This window comes from Neptuniibacter sp. SY11_33, from assembly GCF_047778025.1.
In the GTDB taxonomy this organism is placed as follows: domain Bacteria; phylum Pseudomonadota; class Gammaproteobacteria; order Pseudomonadales; family Balneatricaceae; genus Neptuniibacter.
On record NZ_CP180543.1, the window covers coordinates 1956057 to 1972065 of the forward strand.

General features: G+C 45.1%; 14 protein-coding genes. 8 read left to right on the plus strand and 6 right to left on the minus strand.

Annotation, left to right across the window (positions count from 1 at the left end; translation table 11 throughout):
* Positions 1–9 precede the first annotated feature (9 nt).
* From mobA to ACMXYV_RS09320, 4 genes are all read right to left on the minus strand, one after another.
* Positions 10–1095 (minus strand): molybdenum cofactor guanylyltransferase MobA, encoded by a 1086-nt coding sequence (mobA, locus tag ACMXYV_RS09305; protein ID WP_415888227.1) that lies wholly within the window; start codon positions 1093–1095, stop codon positions 10–12.
* On the minus strand, positions 1088–1765 hold the full coding sequence (locus tag ACMXYV_RS09310) for an energy-coupling factor ABC transporter ATP-binding protein (protein WP_415888228.1): 678 nt from the start codon (positions 1763–1765) through the stop codon (positions 1088–1090). The genes mobA and ACMXYV_RS09310 overlap by 8 nt, the downstream gene beginning before the upstream one ends.
* Before the next feature lie 21 nt (positions 1766–1786).
* On the minus strand, positions 1787–2488 hold the full coding sequence (locus tag ACMXYV_RS09315; protein WP_415888229.1) for an ABC transporter permease: 702 nt from the start codon (positions 2486–2488) through the stop codon (positions 1787–1789).
* 77 nt (positions 2489–2565) lie between these two features.
* Positions 2566–3393, minus strand: a complete 828-nt coding sequence (locus ACMXYV_RS09320; RefSeq protein ID WP_415888230.1) for a substrate-binding domain-containing protein — start codon at positions 3391–3393, stop codon at positions 2566–2568.
* Between the two features lie 355 nt (positions 3394–3748).
* On the opposite strand from ACMXYV_RS09320, the gene ACMXYV_RS09325 reads away from it, so the two are divergent.
* Positions 3749–5134 carry a sigma-54-dependent transcriptional regulator gene (locus ACMXYV_RS09325; protein WP_415888231.1) on the plus strand — a complete coding sequence of 462 codons (1386 nt, stop codon included), beginning with the start codon at positions 3749–3751 and terminating at the stop codon, positions 5132–5134.
* A 95-nt stretch (positions 5135–5229) separates the two neighbouring features.
* A complete protein-coding gene (locus ACMXYV_RS09330; RefSeq protein ID WP_415888232.1) occupies positions 5230–7257 on the plus strand; it encodes a cache domain-containing protein in 2028 nt (675 codons plus the stop codon).
* Here ACMXYV_RS09330 and ACMXYV_RS09335 read toward each other — a convergent pair.
* Complete coding sequence (locus ACMXYV_RS09335) at positions 7254–8162, minus strand: substrate-binding domain-containing protein (protein ID WP_415888233.1); 909 nt, start codon at positions 8160–8162, stop codon at positions 7254–7256. The genes ACMXYV_RS09330 and ACMXYV_RS09335 overlap by 4 nt on opposite strands.
* 1 nt (position 8163) lies before the next feature.
* Positions 8164–9018 (minus strand): formate dehydrogenase accessory sulfurtransferase FdhD, encoded by an 855-nt coding sequence (gene fdhD, locus ACMXYV_RS09340; RefSeq protein WP_415888234.1) that lies wholly within the window; start codon positions 9016–9018, stop codon positions 8164–8166.
* A gap of 327 nt (positions 9019–9345) precedes the next feature.
* On the opposite strand from fdhD, the gene ACMXYV_RS09345 reads away from it, so the two are divergent.
* From ACMXYV_RS09345 to ACMXYV_RS09370, 6 genes are all read left to right on the plus strand, one after another.
* The gene (locus ACMXYV_RS09345; protein ID WP_415888235.1) at positions 9346–9789 is read left to right on the plus strand and encodes a DUF3305 domain-containing protein; all 444 of its coding nucleotides are present in this window, start codon (positions 9346–9348) and stop codon (positions 9787–9789) included.
* On the plus strand, positions 9779–10279 hold the full coding sequence (locus ACMXYV_RS09350; protein ID WP_415888236.1) for a DUF3306 domain-containing protein: 501 nt from the start codon (positions 9779–9781) through the stop codon (positions 10277–10279). Before ACMXYV_RS09345 ends, ACMXYV_RS09350 begins: the two co-directional genes overlap by 11 nt.
* A gap of 264 nt (positions 10280–10543) precedes the next feature.
* Positions 10544–12214 (plus strand): 4Fe-4S binding protein, encoded by a 1671-nt coding sequence (locus ACMXYV_RS09355; RefSeq protein ID WP_415888237.1) that lies wholly within the window; start codon positions 10544–10546, stop codon positions 12212–12214.
* Between the two features lie 10 nt (positions 12215–12224).
* The gene (locus ACMXYV_RS09360; RefSeq protein ID WP_415881336.1) at positions 12225–12857 is read left to right on the plus strand and encodes a TorD/DmsD family molecular chaperone; all 633 of its coding nucleotides are present in this window, start codon (positions 12225–12227) and stop codon (positions 12855–12857) included.
* A gap of 51 nt (positions 12858–12908) precedes the next feature.
* The gene (locus ACMXYV_RS09365) at positions 12909–13112 is read left to right on the plus strand and encodes a hypothetical protein (protein ID WP_415881337.1); all 204 of its coding nucleotides are present in this window, start codon (positions 12909–12911) and stop codon (positions 13110–13112) included.
* 20 nt (positions 13113–13132) lie between these two features.
* Entirely contained in the window at positions 13133–15997 is a 2865-nt protein-coding gene (locus tag ACMXYV_RS09370) for a molybdopterin-dependent oxidoreductase (RefSeq protein ID WP_415888238.1), read from the plus strand.
* Positions 15998–16009 lie beyond the last annotated feature (12 nt).

A 16009-nucleotide genomic window follows, 5' to 3' on the forward strand; every position in this document is an offset into this window, starting at 1 on the left:
ATCAATTACCTAGCTGATGTACTCTTTAATAAAACGCAGAATTTCGTCTGTGTCATTAATATTGAACAAGGGTAGCTCTCGATGCAATTCTAATGGCTCATCCGAAGCCACTGCAATGATGTTCTCATCCTCAAGATACATTAAGCCTTTATTGATCTCTTTGCGATGCAACTCGATCTTCGGGAAAGACTCCTGCTTAAAGCCTTCGACCAATACTAAGTCCAATAAAGAATGATCCATTCGGCTTAACATATGATTTAAAGATGGACGGTCGCCTTGATCCTGCTCAACCATTAACGCCCAACGTTTACCAGAGCTAATCAACATCTGATCAGCACCTGCTTTTCTAAGCTCGTAACTATCTTTGCCAGGGTGATCAACATCGAATTTGTGGTGGGCGTGCTTGATGACACCAACACGAATACCATCTTCTTTTAGAGCTGGGATTAGCTTTTTCAATAATGTTGTTTTACCTGTACCACTCCAAGCAGCAAAGCCAAGTAGTTTTGGCATCTGTTGAAGATCATCGAGATCATCGCGACGGTTAACATTGGTGAAAGCTTCAGGAAAATCAGAGAAATCAACTTCTGTGTAGTTATGCTGCGCATACCAACGATCAATCTTACGCTCGCCAGAAGCTAACGCTTTCTGGACACTTTTTAGTAGGTCGCGATGAATCAAAGCAACTACCGGCTGCATACGCTTGCCATCAGTCGCCACAGCGATTTCTGCCTTTTGCTCACGGGCTTGAAGCAACATGCGACGAACTAAGACTGGAGGTAGAAACGGCCCATCACAAGGCGCAAACAATACCCAATCAGTAGCCGCATGATGAAGACCGGTTGCTATGCCCATTAACGGCCCTTGAAAATCACCTTCAAGGTCTGAAATAACCGGCAACCCCAAAGTACCATAAGCATCCATACTACGATTTGCATTGATCATGCAGCGCGCAACTTGCGGCTGAATAACATCTAAAACATGCTTAATTAATGGCTTACCATTTAGCTCCATCCAGCCTTTATCCACGCCCCCCATTCGACGAGCCATACCACCAGCAAGAATAACGGCGGTTACTTGATCAGGATTATGCATATTGATGAGCCTCATTTAATTGAGCTGTTTCTTTTATAGAACCATTTTCTAACAATAAGTTGCGCTGACAAAGTTCTGTCACGCAATTACTTTGATGACTCGAAACCATTACGGCCGTACCGCCATCAAGCATTTCTTTAACTAATTCAGCAACGGTTTCTACCGATTTTCGATCCAGATTCGCTGTTGGCTCATCCAGAAATAGCAAGCCTGGGTTTAAAACCCACGCCCGAGCTAGCGCTAAACGTTGCTTTTCACCACCTGACAAAGAATGCGCCTGCTGTTCAGCCAAAGGCTGTAAGCGAGACCAAGCCAATCCTTTATCTACGAGTGTTTTAATCTTTAGCCTAGATTCACCTCTAAGACGTAAACCATAAGCAATATTATCTTCCACTGTGCCAGCAAAAATGTACGGGGTTTGATGTAAATAAACGACCTTGGGGTGCAATTTAGTATTCAGAAAACTTCGCTTATTTGGTGTGACCGTAACTGAGCCTTCACAAGGCTTATCTAAGCCTGCCAATATTTTCATCAGCGTTGTTTTACCGGCGCCATTATCACCACTCAGGTGAAAACTCTCGCCTTCTTTCAACGTCAATTTACGAATATTAAATAGCTCTCGTTGATCAAAACGTTTTACCAGATTGCTAGCATTTAATTCGATACTCATAACACCCTCACAATCAAGCCGCTAAACAGCCTGACCTTTACCTCGTACTGACGCCAAGGTGAAATTCAAAAACAGTGCCAGCACCAATAAAACCAAACCAAGTGCCACGCCCTGAGCAAACATCCCTTTACTCGTCTCCAGCGCAATCGCTGTCGGAATGTTTCGCGTATAACCCATGATGTTGCCACCGACCATCATCGAACAGCCAACTTCTGAGATAATTCTGCCGAAACCTGCAACCACCACGGCAAGCAAAGCAAATCTCGCTTCGCGCATTATCGTGATAATAGAAAAAGTGTAACCTGCACCTAATGTACGTGCTGTTTCCCAAGCCCTTCTATCCACCGCCTGAAAAGCAGAGTGGCTCATACAAACTAGAAGCGGAAATGCCAGCATGACTTGACCAATAATCATGGCAGGCTGGGTGAATAAAAGATGAAGATCTCCAAAAGGACCACTACGGGACAGCATAAGATATAAAGTCAGACCTACAACCACTGTAGGCACTGCCATTAGCGCATTGAAAAGAGCAATAACGAGTGAACGCCCTTTGAAATCACACATCGCCAATAAAAAACCCACTAAAATGGCGGGCACAGTGGCAATAGCGATTGCTGTAATTGAAACTCGAAAAGATACGCCAATAATATTCCAAAGATCTGCATCAAAACTAAACAACAACTGCAGAGCTAACATCGATGTATCTAACAGATTATCTTGCATTATTTATTACTACATCAGGAAAAAGAGCCTGTGAAAGCAAACAGTTAGCATTCACAGGCGACATACTAAATAATTGTTTACTTAGTCGCTACTTCTGCTTGTGCAGAACCATGGAACAGTGCTTTACCTTTAATACGAAAATCATTAATCATTGTCTGACCTTCAGAAGATACGAACCAGTTAGAAAGCTGTTCCGCACCTGTTACATTCAAACCATTGTGTAGCTTTGGGTTAACCTGAATGATCTGGTACGGGTTGAATAAACGCTTGTCACCTTGAACCAAAAGCTTCAACTGTAGACGATCTTCATAAGCCAACCATGTACCACGGTCTGTCATGGTATAGCCATTCAGCTCATCAGCTATCTGAAGCACTTTGCCCATGCCCTGGCCTACTTCTTTATAGTTAGCAAACTCTTTGCCTTGAGAAGTTGCCGCCCATAAGGAAAGCTCTTTCTTGTGGGTACCTGAATCATCACCACGTGAGATGAAATCAGCATCAACTTTCGCAATAGCAGCCAAAGCCTCAGCTACATCACTAGAATCTTTGATTTTTGCTGGATCAGCTGCCGGGCCAACAATAACAAAATCGTTGTACATAACACTCTTAGGGCTTACACCAAAACCACCATCTACAAATTTTTTCTCAGCCTTAGGTGCGTGGGTCATGACCACATCCACATCACCTGCTGCACCCATTCGCAATGCCTTACCTGTACCTACGGCGATTACCTGAACTTTAGCGTCATGTTGTTTTTCAAATACAGGCAATAACTTATCCAACAAACCAGAGTTATAAGTACTTGTTGTCGTTGCTAAACGGATAATCTGCTCTTCAGCAACAGCTGTAACTGAGGTTGCTGCCATAATCGTTGTGGAGAGGGCTGCCGCGATCCACTTTTTCATCTCTATATTCCTTATTCAATCATTATAATTGTCTAGAGCTAGCACCCTACACAGCCTGTGTAAGGGGTCATTGCTACTCACACCCTCATAAGAGCAATATGAATGCCAATTGCGGGATCATATAAATCTTTTAGACTTAATGTGAATAAGCCCTTCTATTAAATGAGTATTTTGATCATAAATTCAGCAATCCTGAACCCTATTGCGAAAAAATGAAACAATAGTCTTATCACTCTTTCACCCTTTATGAGTCATAATGTCCTCACAAAATATTGACTGGGACAAATTGTCCAATAAAATTGGATTCTATTCCCAAGCATTACCATAACGGTCATTTTTAGAGATTTGAGTTGAAATGAATTCACCTCTGCAAGGCACGCAAGCTCCCGCAGTATCAGTATTGGTTGTTGACGACGAAGTTGGCATGAGAAGTTTCTTACAGAAAGCTCTCGCTAAGCGATTCGCCTTAGTAGAAACGGCAGGAAGCGTAGAAGAAGCTGAAGAGCTTAGAAAACGCTGCCACTTTGATCTCTTGATCGTGGATATAAAGCTACCGGGACGATCCGGCATGGAATGGCATGAAGCCTTCGAAGATACCAACCGCAGTAGCGATATTATCTTCATGACCGCCTACGCTGATCTGGATACTGCCATTCAGGCACTCAGAGCCGGCGCTTCTGATTTTATTCTCAAACCGTTCCGCCTTGAACAGATGATGAATGCTGTTGATCGATGTCTCGACAAACGTGCTATGGAAAGAGCCAATTTCGTATTACGACGTGAAGTTGATAACGCTTTCCCTATGACCGATATGATTGGCACAGGACCAGCAATTAAACAGGTATTGGATGTCATTCATCGTGTTGCTAACACGCCCTCAGCTGTATTGATTGAAGGTGAAACGGGTACAGGTAAAGAGCTGGCCGCACGCATGCTTCATCAACTTAGCAATCGAAGCGGCCCGTTTGTACCGGTTAACTGTGGTGCAATTGCTCCCGATCTATTAGAAGCTGAACTTTTTGGACACACCAAAGGTGCTTTCACAGGAGCAAACAAAGCCCGTGAAGGTTTATTCAATTTTGCTAGCGGCGGCACCCTCTTCCTTGATGAAGTTGGTGAAATCCCTCTGCTTATGCAGGCAAAACTTCTTCGTGCTCTAGAACAAAAAGCCGTTAGACCTGTAGGTAGCGAGCAAGAGACAAGCGTTGATGTACGTATCATTGCAGCTACTAACCGCCAGCTAAAAGAAGAAGTAGCGGAGAATCGTTTCCGAGAAGATCTCTATTACCGACTGAACGTGCTCAGCATCACTTTACCTCCGCTACGTGATCGACGTGAAGATCTTCCAGATTTGATCCACCATTTTTCAGTGAAGCTCTCTCGCGAACTTGGCCTATCGCCTATTCCCTATACCCACGATGACCTTAAAGCCATGCAGTCCTATAACTGGTCAGGCAATATTCGTGAACTAAAAAACCTAATTGAACGCTGCATCTTATTAGGCAAGCTCCCTGCCGATTACTTTAAAGAGCAAGACAATAGCGAACCTAAAGCTTGTGGCAGCTTTGCAGGCTGGTCATTAGATGAGGTTGAGAAGCACCACATACTACTAACCTTAGAGCAACATTCTGGCAATAAGTCCTCTACTGCACGGGAACTTGGTGTATCCAGAAAAACCCTAGATCGAAAATTGGCCGCTTGGGCACAACAAGACGAAACGGCTAATGAGATCTCTGCATGAAACCCAGTTGGTATAATTTCAGCAGCACCTTACGACACAAACTTCTATTACTAACTCTTCTACCATTGCTGCTAACTGCAATAGGCTTTGCCATCATGGCGGCCTATTGGACGACCAGCTATACCGACCGCCAACTTTATATGAAGGTTAGTGCCGACCTTTCTGTTGCAAGTGGCACGCTGAGCTTCATGCAACAAGAGCATCAAAACATTTTGATGCAACTTGGTAACAGCTACGAATTCAGAACCAATCTTCAGCAAAATAACAGCCATGCACTACAAGGCCAACTTCACGAAATCCGCCAAAGTCGCTCCTTAGACTTCTTGAGATTTATCGATGCACAAGAGCTAAACTCAACCCAAGAACCTTCATTACAAAACTTATCTAATCGCTTGTTATTAAAAGAAAGTTTAACTGGATTAGCTGTAATACATAAAGACGAACTTAATCAAATCAACATGGGGCTTGGTGATAAAGGGCACATCAATTTAATTGACACCCCACGCGCCATCCCAAGCAACAGAACCGTTGAAGACCGTTCAATGGTACTCCGTGCACTCGTACCAATCACAGATGATTTCGGGCAGTTAATTGGTGTATTGGACTCAGGCACCATTCTTAACAATACCACCGATGCTGTAGATACAATTCGCGATCTTGTCTACGGCGAAGGCACTCTACCCGAAGGGGGTATTGGTACCGTTACCCTGTTCCTTGATGATGTACGAATTAGCACTAACGTTCCTCAAGAAAGAGAATCATTTATAACCTCAGCACCGCTAACACTTAAACAACGCGCAATCGGAACACGCGTTTCTGCTGAAGTTAGAAAGGAAGTCCTACGTAAAGGCGATACTTGGATAAACAGAGCCTTTGTAGTAAACGACTGGTACATCTCTGCTTATAAGCCTTTACTTGATTTCAATAACAGGAAAATCGGTATGATCTATGCCGGTTTCACAGAGGCGCCTTTCACCAAGATCTATTACAAGACACTGATCGAATCAGCCTCCCTTATCGCTCTGATCATGCTGGTATCCGCAGTTCTTGTTTTCAAGAAAACCCAATTAATCATCCGCCCACTAAATAAAATCCATAAAGTGGTATCGGATATTCGAAATGGAGAAACTGACCATCGTATCGGTAAAATTGAAGCCGCCGATGAATTAGTTGAGCTCGCGGAACAGTTCGATGTCATGCTTGATCTAATTGAAGAGCGAGAGAAACAGATCAGACAAGCCAATGACCAGCTAGAGATCACGGTTGAGAAAAGAACGCGCTCCTTAAAAAACCGTACAGATGCGCTCAAACAACATATCAAACTTGTCAAAAGCACCCGCAAGCAGCTTCTTGATAAAGAAAAGTTGGCCGTTTTAGGTGAACTTACTGCTGGTATTGCCCATGAAATTAACAACCCGGCAGCAGTAATCCTTGGCAATATGGATTTATTAGTTGCCGAGCTAGGTGATGATGTAAAACCCGCTCAGGATGAAGTAGATATGGTCATTGAGCAGGTATATCGAATCAGATCCTTGATCAATAACCTACTGCAGTACAGCCGACCGGGTCAGTACTTAGAACAATACGAACACTTACAACTAAACAGCATCAGTGACGACACCCTCCAACTGGTTTCTCACGCACTCGAAAAACAACAAGTCGCTGTTGAACGTACTTACCACGCAACCTGCCCTGTTGAAGTTAACTGCCAACAAGTACAGCAGGTTCTTGTAAATCTAATCCTCAACGCCTCACATGCTTTGGAAGGCCCAGGGGTGATCAACATTCAAACTGATGATTGGGTTGAAGACGATGAGATCAAAGGCGCCACAATTAGCGTCATCGATCAGGGTAAAGGTATATCTGAAGAGCATCTAGAACGTATTTTTGATCCTTTCTTTACAACAAAGAAAAGCGGTACCGGATTAGGCTTGTCTGTTAGCTACGGCATTATCCGCCGCCATGGTGGCGACATTACCGTGCGCTCGGAAGAAGAACTAGGAACTATGTTCAAAGTCCATCTACTAAAAACCGCCAACCCTACGGGAGATGGCGGTGTAGAAGGCATTTTGGATGGCCTTGCAGCTGCAGAAAGAACCAATAGAAGAGCAATGAAGGCTTAGCCTGGATCTGAACTCCAAATTAGTCGACCACAACGACTTAGATCGTACCCCTGGAGACGCTGAGCCAAGGAAAGCCCTTCGGGACTCTGCAGGAATTCGAATAGATTCTGAAGCAAGTTCCGGAAATACACATTGCGCGGCACGACCAGATCAAAACTTTCATCGCATACTGGGATAAAGCCAAGCCCAAACTCTCTTGCCGCACTCAAAGTACCCGGACCTATGTCCGCCTCGCCTTTAGCGATTAAAGATGCAACCTCTCTTTCTGAGAATGCAACACTCCCTACAGTAAGCTGATCCTGCGGAAAAGCATGGCCAGCTAGCCATTCATTCAAAAAGCGCTGCGACCCTGCGCCTTCTTGACGTGTGACCCAGCGGGTACTGTAATCCAGCGCCTCATTAGGATCCTGCAAGCGCTCTAGATCCATCGGGCGAACGATCAAACCTTGGCTACGATTAAACAGGTGCACCAGAATCCAATGCTTAGATTGCGAGAATTGCTGTAACAACGCAGGGTGGCGGACATCACTCTCTTCAGCCCGACCCCAATGAATAGCACAAGCATCCGCATGCCCTTGAGCGAGCAATTCCAAACCAAGCTTTGTACCCGTTACCGTATAACTAAATAACGCCTTAGTTCTTAAATGTTGTGTCAATCTATTCGCAGCAGCCTGCAATAGAGGATCATCACTACCTGATAACAACAATCGATCAGCCATCATGCCACTATGACAACTTTCCAATAACCAGCGATCAACCAGTGACTTGGGAAACAACCATTTACCAGTGAGCTTAGTTGCAGGGATTTCACCATCCGCAGCCATTGCATAAACTTTCTTCTCGTTCAGATGAAGATAATCAGCCAACTGCTTAACATTCATAAACGCTTGAGACATATCACTCATTTTATGCCTCCACTCTAGCTTGCTTAACGGAAGTTTGCTTAGCCGGTAGCTGCACGTCTCTAATCAGTGAGGCATTACCACTAAACTGCAAAAAATGTTTACCCTTGGCTCGTGCCAACATAGTGATACCCAGTTCTCGTGCTAGCTCTAAACCCATCTGGGTTACACCAGAGCGAGATAGCAATACAGGAATACCCATCTGCGCAACTTTAATCACCATTTCAGATGTTAAGCGCCCCGTTGTATAGAAAATCTTATTATCAGTATCAATTCCCTGAAGCCACATACGTCCTGCAAGTGTATCGACCGCATTGTGACGCCCCACATCTTCGATAAAGGAAACTACTTGATCACCTTCACAGATAGCACACCCATGAACTGCACCCGCGTTCTTATAGGTGTCGTTATGCTTATTAAGGTTGTCTAAAAGCGCATAAACAGTACTTTGCCTAATCGTTACTTCGGGCAATCTAACCTCTTCAAGCTTCTCCATTACGCTGCCAAACATCGTGCCTTGACCACAACCACTGGTCACTGTGCGCTGCTGAAGCTTTTCTTCTAAACCTTCAGGTTCGCCATGAGTTACAACAGCGGCCGCCTCCACATCCCAGTCCACCTGTATTGCTTTAAGGTCAGACAGAGATTGTATAAAGCCCTGATTTCGAAGATAACCAAGAACTAACGACTCAGGATCACCTCCCAATGTCATTAAGGTAACAATCTCTCTTTTATTTAGATAAATCGTCAATGGGCGTTCACAGGCAATTTGAACCTGTCTAACATTCCCTTGCTCGTCGATCGCCTCTACTTCATGTGTAAGCTGCGCAGATGCATTACTTATTATGATTTCTGACACGTTTTGCATATTCCAACTCTATTAATACAGCGTCACGTCATCTTCTTCGTAACTTTGTGTTGTGTGTAGCAATTTACGTTCCTACCTTGCGATAACCTTATATTTTCTACCAATTAATACATTTAACTCTGTTACCAACATGCCATACAGATACAACACCGGGACAATTTGTCCCACTTTTTAAAAAACATGGGAATAATTGTCATAGCACCTGGGCTTCTAATGACTAAAAGCACACCAATTCACGCCCAACCGCCACCAAATTAAGAGATGGCCCGTAGTTTGCAGACCTCCGAAGGAGATTTTTCCTACGACGGAAGACAAAAGATGTCTGCAACCAAAACAACAGATAACTGGCCACTCCAAGTTTCTCTTTCAGTTGAAAGTATTGAAGTTAACGGCTGGGATACAGAACGCTGGCAGATAGATGCCATTGAGCCTCATCAAGACGATAAGCCCAACTTCTTCCATCTTGATTTAGATCTACACAAAGATGAACGAACAGCTTATCGCTTCAACTTAGATTCGCAGCAACCTCATCTCTTTGTCTTATGTAATGAAGATGAGATGGACAACTTGTTAACGCCAATCCACATAACGGCCAGCCAAGACGACGCTGCTTCCTTTATGGATGGCGAACATAAGATGCTAGAAGTTGCTATGCCGCAGGCCGTTCAATGCTGGATAGATACCTACCTAGGCATACATGGTGAACTAATCGATTGCGGCAAAAAGAAGAAAAAAGGCAAAGGACGTAGCAGTGAGCGATAACCAATCATTTTTTTCTCGCTGGTCGCAACGCAAAACCGAGCAGCAAACAGAAGAAACAGAAGCCCCCCTTTCAGAAGAAGCTATTGATGTCGAAGAAGCACCTCTAACCGATGAGGATATGCCTGATATTGAATCGCTTGATAACGATTCCAATTTCGAGCAGTTTTTTTCGCCAGGCGTATCCGAAGAACTCCGAAATCTAGCCCTTAGAAAGCTATTCAGACTACCTGAATTCAATATTCGTGATGGCCTAAATGATTACGATGATGATTTCAGCAAAATGCCCGCACTCACCCAAGAAGTTGTTTCTAAACTTCGAAGCTGGGCAGATGAAAAAATCGAGGAAGCTGAAGAAGGGTTTAAAGAAGGAGTCAACGGCGAGACCGATGAACATCCAGAGAGCACCAGTGATACGACCAAGGTCGAAAGCCACAACTTTAGTGACTTAGACGATTCTGATGACTTAGGCGATGCCGATCTTGAATGCTAATTTTTTCAGCGACTTAGGACAAAGAGTCGGAATGACTCAAGCCCTTCCGACCCATAGAGACACTTTGTCCCATCTTGACTTAAGAAACACAAAAACGACCGACTTAAATGCGCTTTAGGAGAATTTATGCAGCCAAAAACTGGTTCTCCAATTGCTTTATATAAACAACAAATTGTGACGAAAAACCTAAACGTTTGAGTCGCCCCTGAAATAGAGAGTAAAGCATCGACAGAATGCACCCTATTTCAGTCAGTGAGGTAGAGAATGACGACAGAGCAGAGTGTAAACGCCAAAGCACGTGATTTGGCGATAAAACAAGTATCTTTTCCGCAGAACCTAGCGCCTGCGACAGTAACTTACAGCACCTACGGTCACCTATTAATTACAGGTGCTGAGGACACTATTCGTTTAGCTGCACCACAACTGTCCGGCATGGCAAGCATTACTCTTCTTGCGACCGATCCAATTAGTAATACTGATACTGATCATCTACAACGTGCAATTGACGCTGCGCCTGAACTTAAAGTTCACACAGCGAAGCTTAGCCAGATAAAAGGCTTCCTAGGTCAATTCCAAGTCACAATCGATCATCAGGGCAATAACGAAAATTTCGCTAAAATCGCTCAGAATAAAAACTGCTTTGATCTGATTTTAAATCTAGGCCAAGAGTCTTTATTCACAACCGACCTCACGCCTGCAGGTTATTTCCACGTTTCACCTGAGAGCAGCAAATTTTCTGACGTCATTGAAGAGTTACCGAACTACATCGGTGAGTTTGAAAAGCCTCGTTATTTCCAAATTAATAATGACATCTGCGCACACAGCAATCGCGGTCAAACAGGCTGCACACGCTGCTTAGATGTGTGCCCTGCAGATGCGATTACCTCTTTTAAAGATTTAATCGAGATCAACCCACATATGTGCCATGGTGCTGGTGGTTGTGCCACAGCCTGCCCTACTGGTGCGATCTCTTACGCATTACCTCAACCGGTAATGCTACATAATTATTTGCACCGCCTGATCTCTACATATCAGAACAATGGCGGCACAGCACCTACTATCCTGATCCATGATCATGAAGTTGGCGCAGAAATCATTGCCAACCAACCAGAGCTCCTTTCTGACAATGTTTTACCTGTGTCTTTAGAAGAAGTAGCAGCTGCAGGACAAGAAAGCTGGTTAGTCAGTTTAGCCTCGGGCGCTCAGCAAGTATTACTACTAGATACGCCTAATGTCCCTGAGATGGTTCGCGATCTGCTTAAACGTGAGTTAAAAACAACTCACGCTATGCTTGAAGGCTTAGACTACTCAACCGAGCAGATTCAACTAATCACTCAAGATGAATTGTCTAACGTCCTTTCTTCGGCGTCTTACCGCACCATCCCAACTATTGCAGTTGTGACCGAGACAAATAAGCGTGAAGCCCTATTCGTTGCGCTAGAACATTTGACTGAGCATGGCGAAACTGCAAACCAAGATTCTATTGCCTTGCCGGCGGGCGCTCCTTTCGGTCAGGTCAACGTAAACAGCACGAGCTGTACTTTGTGCCTGTCTTGCGTTGCCGTCTGTCCCACCCAATCTCTGACTGATGGCGGAGAAATGCCGGCCCTTAATTTCCGTGAACAAAGCTGCGTTCAATGCGGTATGTGTGAAAGCGCATGTCCTGAAAACGCAATTGAGCTTGTTACACAGTTAAATCTGAAAGCTGAACGTGCAATCCCTGTTCAGATCCATACAGACGAAGCATTTGAATGCATCACCTGCAGTAAGCCATTTGCGCCTAAACGCACTGTAGACAAAATGATCGAGAAGCTGAGCTCTCATCGTTTCTTCCAAGGTGATGCCATTCAGCGATTAAAAATGTGTGAAGACTGTCGTGTAAATGACATCTACACCGATCTGACAGCTAACCCTGAAAAACAACTAGAACTTTAAGGAGCAGGATATGACTAACATGATCAATGCAGCCCCTGCTCTACAAGAAACAGATGAGCTTCGCGCAGACATTTACGCGCTACTAGCAACAATGCTTCGTAAACAACCTGAAGCTGATCTACTTGCTTGGTTAAAAGAGCTTGAATCTGATCAGGATGAAGACACACCTATGGCTCGCGCCTGGAGCACCCTTGCTCTAGCAGCTAAACACTCAGAGCCATCCCAATTAGAAGATGAATACACCCAATTATTCATCGGTGTAGGTCGTGGCGAATTAATGCCTTTTGCGTGCTGGTACCTAACCGGCTCTCTAATGGAAAAGCCACTAGCCTTCCTACGTGAAGATCTCGAAATTCTTGGTTTTGAACGCCAAGAAAACGTGAAAGAACCAGAAGACCACATTGCGGCGCTATGCGAAGTGATGAGCATGCTGATCCGTACAGGTCGTGGTTATGAAGTACAACACCAGTTTTGGCAGAAACATATCCAAACCTGGGCAGAAAAGTTTTTTACAGATTTGCAGAGCGCAAAAACTGCCGTTTTTTATACTGCGGTTGGCTTGTTAGGTCATGCGTTTATGCAACAGGAAGATAACTGGTACCTGCAGTTATCACCTGCCGCACGTGAGGGCGGAAAACAATAAAAACAGGGCAAAGACAGACAAAATCTGTCGACGTTGATGCGGAGAAACAAAATGAGCCAGCAAGAAAAGCCTAACACAGGCCGCCGCGGCTTCTTGAAGAAACTTGGATTAGCGGGTACTGCCGCTGGTGCAGTTGCCGTAGCAGGCACTGCGCAAGCAAAAGTTACTACTGCTGAATCAGGTGAGAAACAGGAAGGTTCCGGTTACAAAGAAACTGAGCACGTTCGTAACTTTTACGAAACTTGTCGTAACTGATAGCCGCAAGAGGTGAGGAAATGAGACTAACGAAAAAATCCGATCAGCCTGCGGCTCCGTCGAAGGCAACCGGTCTAGGTTTGAGCCGCCGTCGCTTCCTGAAGAACTCAGGTGTAGCAGCAGGTGGTGTTGCGACTGCAGGTATCATGGCACCAGGCATGATGAAGCAAGCTGAAGCTGCGACTGTAGCTCCAGGCGCACCTACAGAAGTAAAACGTACTATCTGTTCACACTGTTCTGTAGGTTGCGGTGTTTACGCTGAAGTACAAAATGGTGTTTGGACTGGTCAAGAGCCAGCATTCGACCACCCATTCAACGCAGGTGCACACTGTGCTAAAGGTGCTGCCCTACGTGAGCACGGTCACGGCGACCGTCGTTTGAAATACCCAATGAAGCTTGTTGATGGCAAATGGAAGAAAATTTCCTGGGAAGACGCTATCAACGAAGTTGGCGACAAAATGCTACAGGTTCGTAAAGAATCTGGCCCAGATTCAGTTTACTGGTTGGGTTCGGCTAAATTCAGCAACGAACAAGCTTACTTATTCCGTAAATACGCTGCAATGTGGGGTACTAACAACGTAGACCACCAAGCGCGTATCTGTCACTCAACAACTGTAGCCGGTGTAGCAAACACTTGGGGTTACGGTGCGATGACAAACTCATTCAACGATATCCACTTCGCAAAATCTATTTTGCTAATTGGTTCTAACCCAGCTGAAGCTCACCCTGTTTCTCTACAGCACATCTTCCGTGCTAAAGAGCGCAACAAGGCGCACATCATCTGTGTTGACCCTCGTTTCACTCGTACTGCTGCTCACGCAAACGAATACATCCGCATCCGCCCAGGTTCTGACGTAGCATTTATCTGGGGTCTACTGTGGCATATCTTCGAAAACGGTTGGGAAGACAAGCAGTTTATCCAACAGCGCGTATACGGCATGGACGAAGTTCGTGCAGAAGTGAAAAACTGGACACCAGAAGAAGTTGAAAGTGTTACTGGTGTTAAAGAAGCACAAATGCGCCGCGCAGCTAAAGAGCTAGCTGAAAACCGTCCAGGTACTGTTATCTGGTGTATGGGTGGTACTCAGCATACAACGGGTAACAACAATACTCGTGCTTACTGCATCTTGATGCTTGCCCTAGGCAACATGGGTACATCTGGTGGTGGTACTAACATCTTCCGTGGCCACGATAACGTACAGGGCGCTACTGACCTAGGCGTACTATCTCACACCCTACCTGGTTACTACGGTCTTTCTGACGGTGCTTGGAAGCACTGGTCAAAAGTATGGGACGTAGATTTCGAGTGGATGCAAAGCCGCTTCGACCAGAAAGTTCATCGTAAACTGAAGCCTATTAACAACAAAGGCATTCCAGTTTCCCGTTGGATTGACGGCGTTCTAGAAGACAAAAACTTGATGGATCAAAACGATAACGTTCGCGTTATGGTTGCTTGGGGTCACGCTGTGAACTCCCAGACTCGTGGTCCTGAAATGAAGAAAGCGATCGAAAAACTAGATACGCTAGTGATCGTAGATCCGTATCCAACACATGCTGCGGTAATGTCCGATCGTAAAGACGGCGTTTACCTAATCCCAGCATGTACTCAGTTCGAAACTTACGGTTCTGTTACAGCTTCTAACCGTTCTCTACAGTGGCGTGACCAGGTTATCGAGCCTCTATTCGAGTCTAAACCTGACCACGAAATCATGTACTTGTTCGCTAAGAAGTTTGGTTTCGAGAAGCAACTGTTCAAAAACATTGCTATCCAAAACGGCCAGCCTGTAGTTGAAGACATCACTCGTGAATTCAACAAAGGTATGTGGACTATCGGTTACACAGGTCAAAGCCCTGAGCGTCTTAAACTACACCAGAAAAACTGGCACACGTTTAACTACGACACTCTTGCAGGCGAAGGCGGTCCAGCAAATGGCGAATACTACGGTATGCCATGGCCATGCTGGGGTACTGCAGAGCAGGGTCACCCAGGTACACCAATTCTTTACGATACAAGCAAATCTGTAGCTGAAGGTGGTTTGACCTTCCGTGCACGCTTCGGTGTTGAACGTGACGGCGTTAACCTACTAGCTGAAGGTTCTTTCGGTAAAGGCTCTGACATTAAGGATGGTTACCCAGAATTCACTGACAAACTTCTTAAGAAGCTTGGCTGGTGGGATGACCTGACTGCTGAAGAGAAAAAATTGGCCGAAGGCAAAAACTGGAAGACTGACCTTTCTGGCGGTATTCAGCGTGTTGCTATCGCTCACGGTTGTTCTCCATTCGGTAACGCGAAGGCACGTGCTGTTGTTTGGACATTCCCAGACAAAGTACCTCTACACCGTGAACCGCTATACACAACTCGTCGTGACCTAGTAAGCAAGTACCCAACTTGGGATGACTCTGAGTCCATGTACCGTCTACCGACTATGTACAAGTCTATTCAGGACAAAGATCTTTCTAAAGAGTACCCAATCATTCTTACTTCCGGTCGTCTGGTTGAGTATGAAGGCGGTGGTGAAGAGACTCGTTCTAACCCATGGCTTGCTGAGCTACAACAAGACATGTTCGTTGAAGTACACCCTGCCGATGCAAATACTCTTGGCTTTAAAGATGGCGAAGATGTATGGGTAGAAGGTGCTGAGGGCGGTAAAGTTCTTGTTAAAGCACTTGTTACACGCCGTGTAGAACAAGGCGTTGCATTCATGCCGTTCCACTTCGGTGGTAAGTTCCAGGGTAAAGATCTAACTGATAAGTACCCAGAAGGTGCAGCACCTTATGTAGTGGGTGAAGCAGCTAACACTGCTACCACTTACGGTTATGACCCAGTTACACAGATGCAGGAAACTAAGGTTACCTTGTGTCGCGTTCAGAAAGCTACTGCGTAAGGAGTAACAGAC

What these genes read in the sequence shown, in the direction of transcription:
- ACMXYV_RS09330 (WP_415888232.1), top strand. Translation starts at nt 5,230, where the DNA reads ATGGCGGCCTATTGGACGACCAGCTATACCGACCGCCAACTTTATATG.
- ACMXYV_RS09310 (WP_415888228.1), bottom strand. Translation starts at nt 1,765, where the DNA reads ATGAGTATCGAATTAAATGCTAGCAATCTGGTAAAACGTTTTGATCAA.
- ACMXYV_RS09335 (WP_415888233.1), bottom strand. Translation starts at nt 8,162, where the DNA reads ATGAGTGATATGTCTCAAGCGTTTATGAATGTTAAGCAGTTGGCTGAT.
- ACMXYV_RS09360 (WP_415881336.1), top strand. Translation starts at nt 12,225, where the DNA reads ATGACTAACATGATCAATGCAGCCCCTGCTCTACAAGAAACAGATGAG.
- ACMXYV_RS09320 (WP_415888230.1), bottom strand. Translation starts at nt 3,393, where the DNA reads ATGAAAAAGTGGATCGCGGCAGCCCTCTCCACAACGATTATGGCAGCA.
- ACMXYV_RS09345 (WP_415888235.1), top strand. Translation starts at nt 9,346, where the DNA reads ATGTCTGCAACCAAAACAACAGATAACTGGCCACTCCAAGTTTCTCTT.
- ACMXYV_RS09325 (WP_415888231.1), top strand. Translation starts at nt 3,749, where the DNA reads ATGAATTCACCTCTGCAAGGCACGCAAGCTCCCGCAGTATCAGTATTG.
- ACMXYV_RS09365 (WP_415881337.1), top strand. Translation starts at nt 12,909, where the DNA reads ATGAGCCAGCAAGAAAAGCCTAACACAGGCCGCCGCGGCTTCTTGAAG.
- ACMXYV_RS09370 (WP_415888238.1), top strand. Translation starts at nt 13,133, where the DNA reads ATGAGACTAACGAAAAAATCCGATCAGCCTGCGGCTCCGTCGAAGGCA.
- mobA (WP_415888227.1), bottom strand. Translation starts at nt 1,095, where the DNA reads ATGCATAATCCTGATCAAGTAACCGCCGTTATTCTTGCTGGTGGTATG.
- ACMXYV_RS09355 (WP_415888237.1), top strand. Translation starts at nt 10,544, where the DNA reads ATGACGACAGAGCAGAGTGTAAACGCCAAAGCACGTGATTTGGCGATA.
- ACMXYV_RS09315 (WP_415888229.1), bottom strand. Translation starts at nt 2,488, where the DNA reads ATGCAAGATAATCTGTTAGATACATCGATGTTAGCTCTGCAGTTGTTG.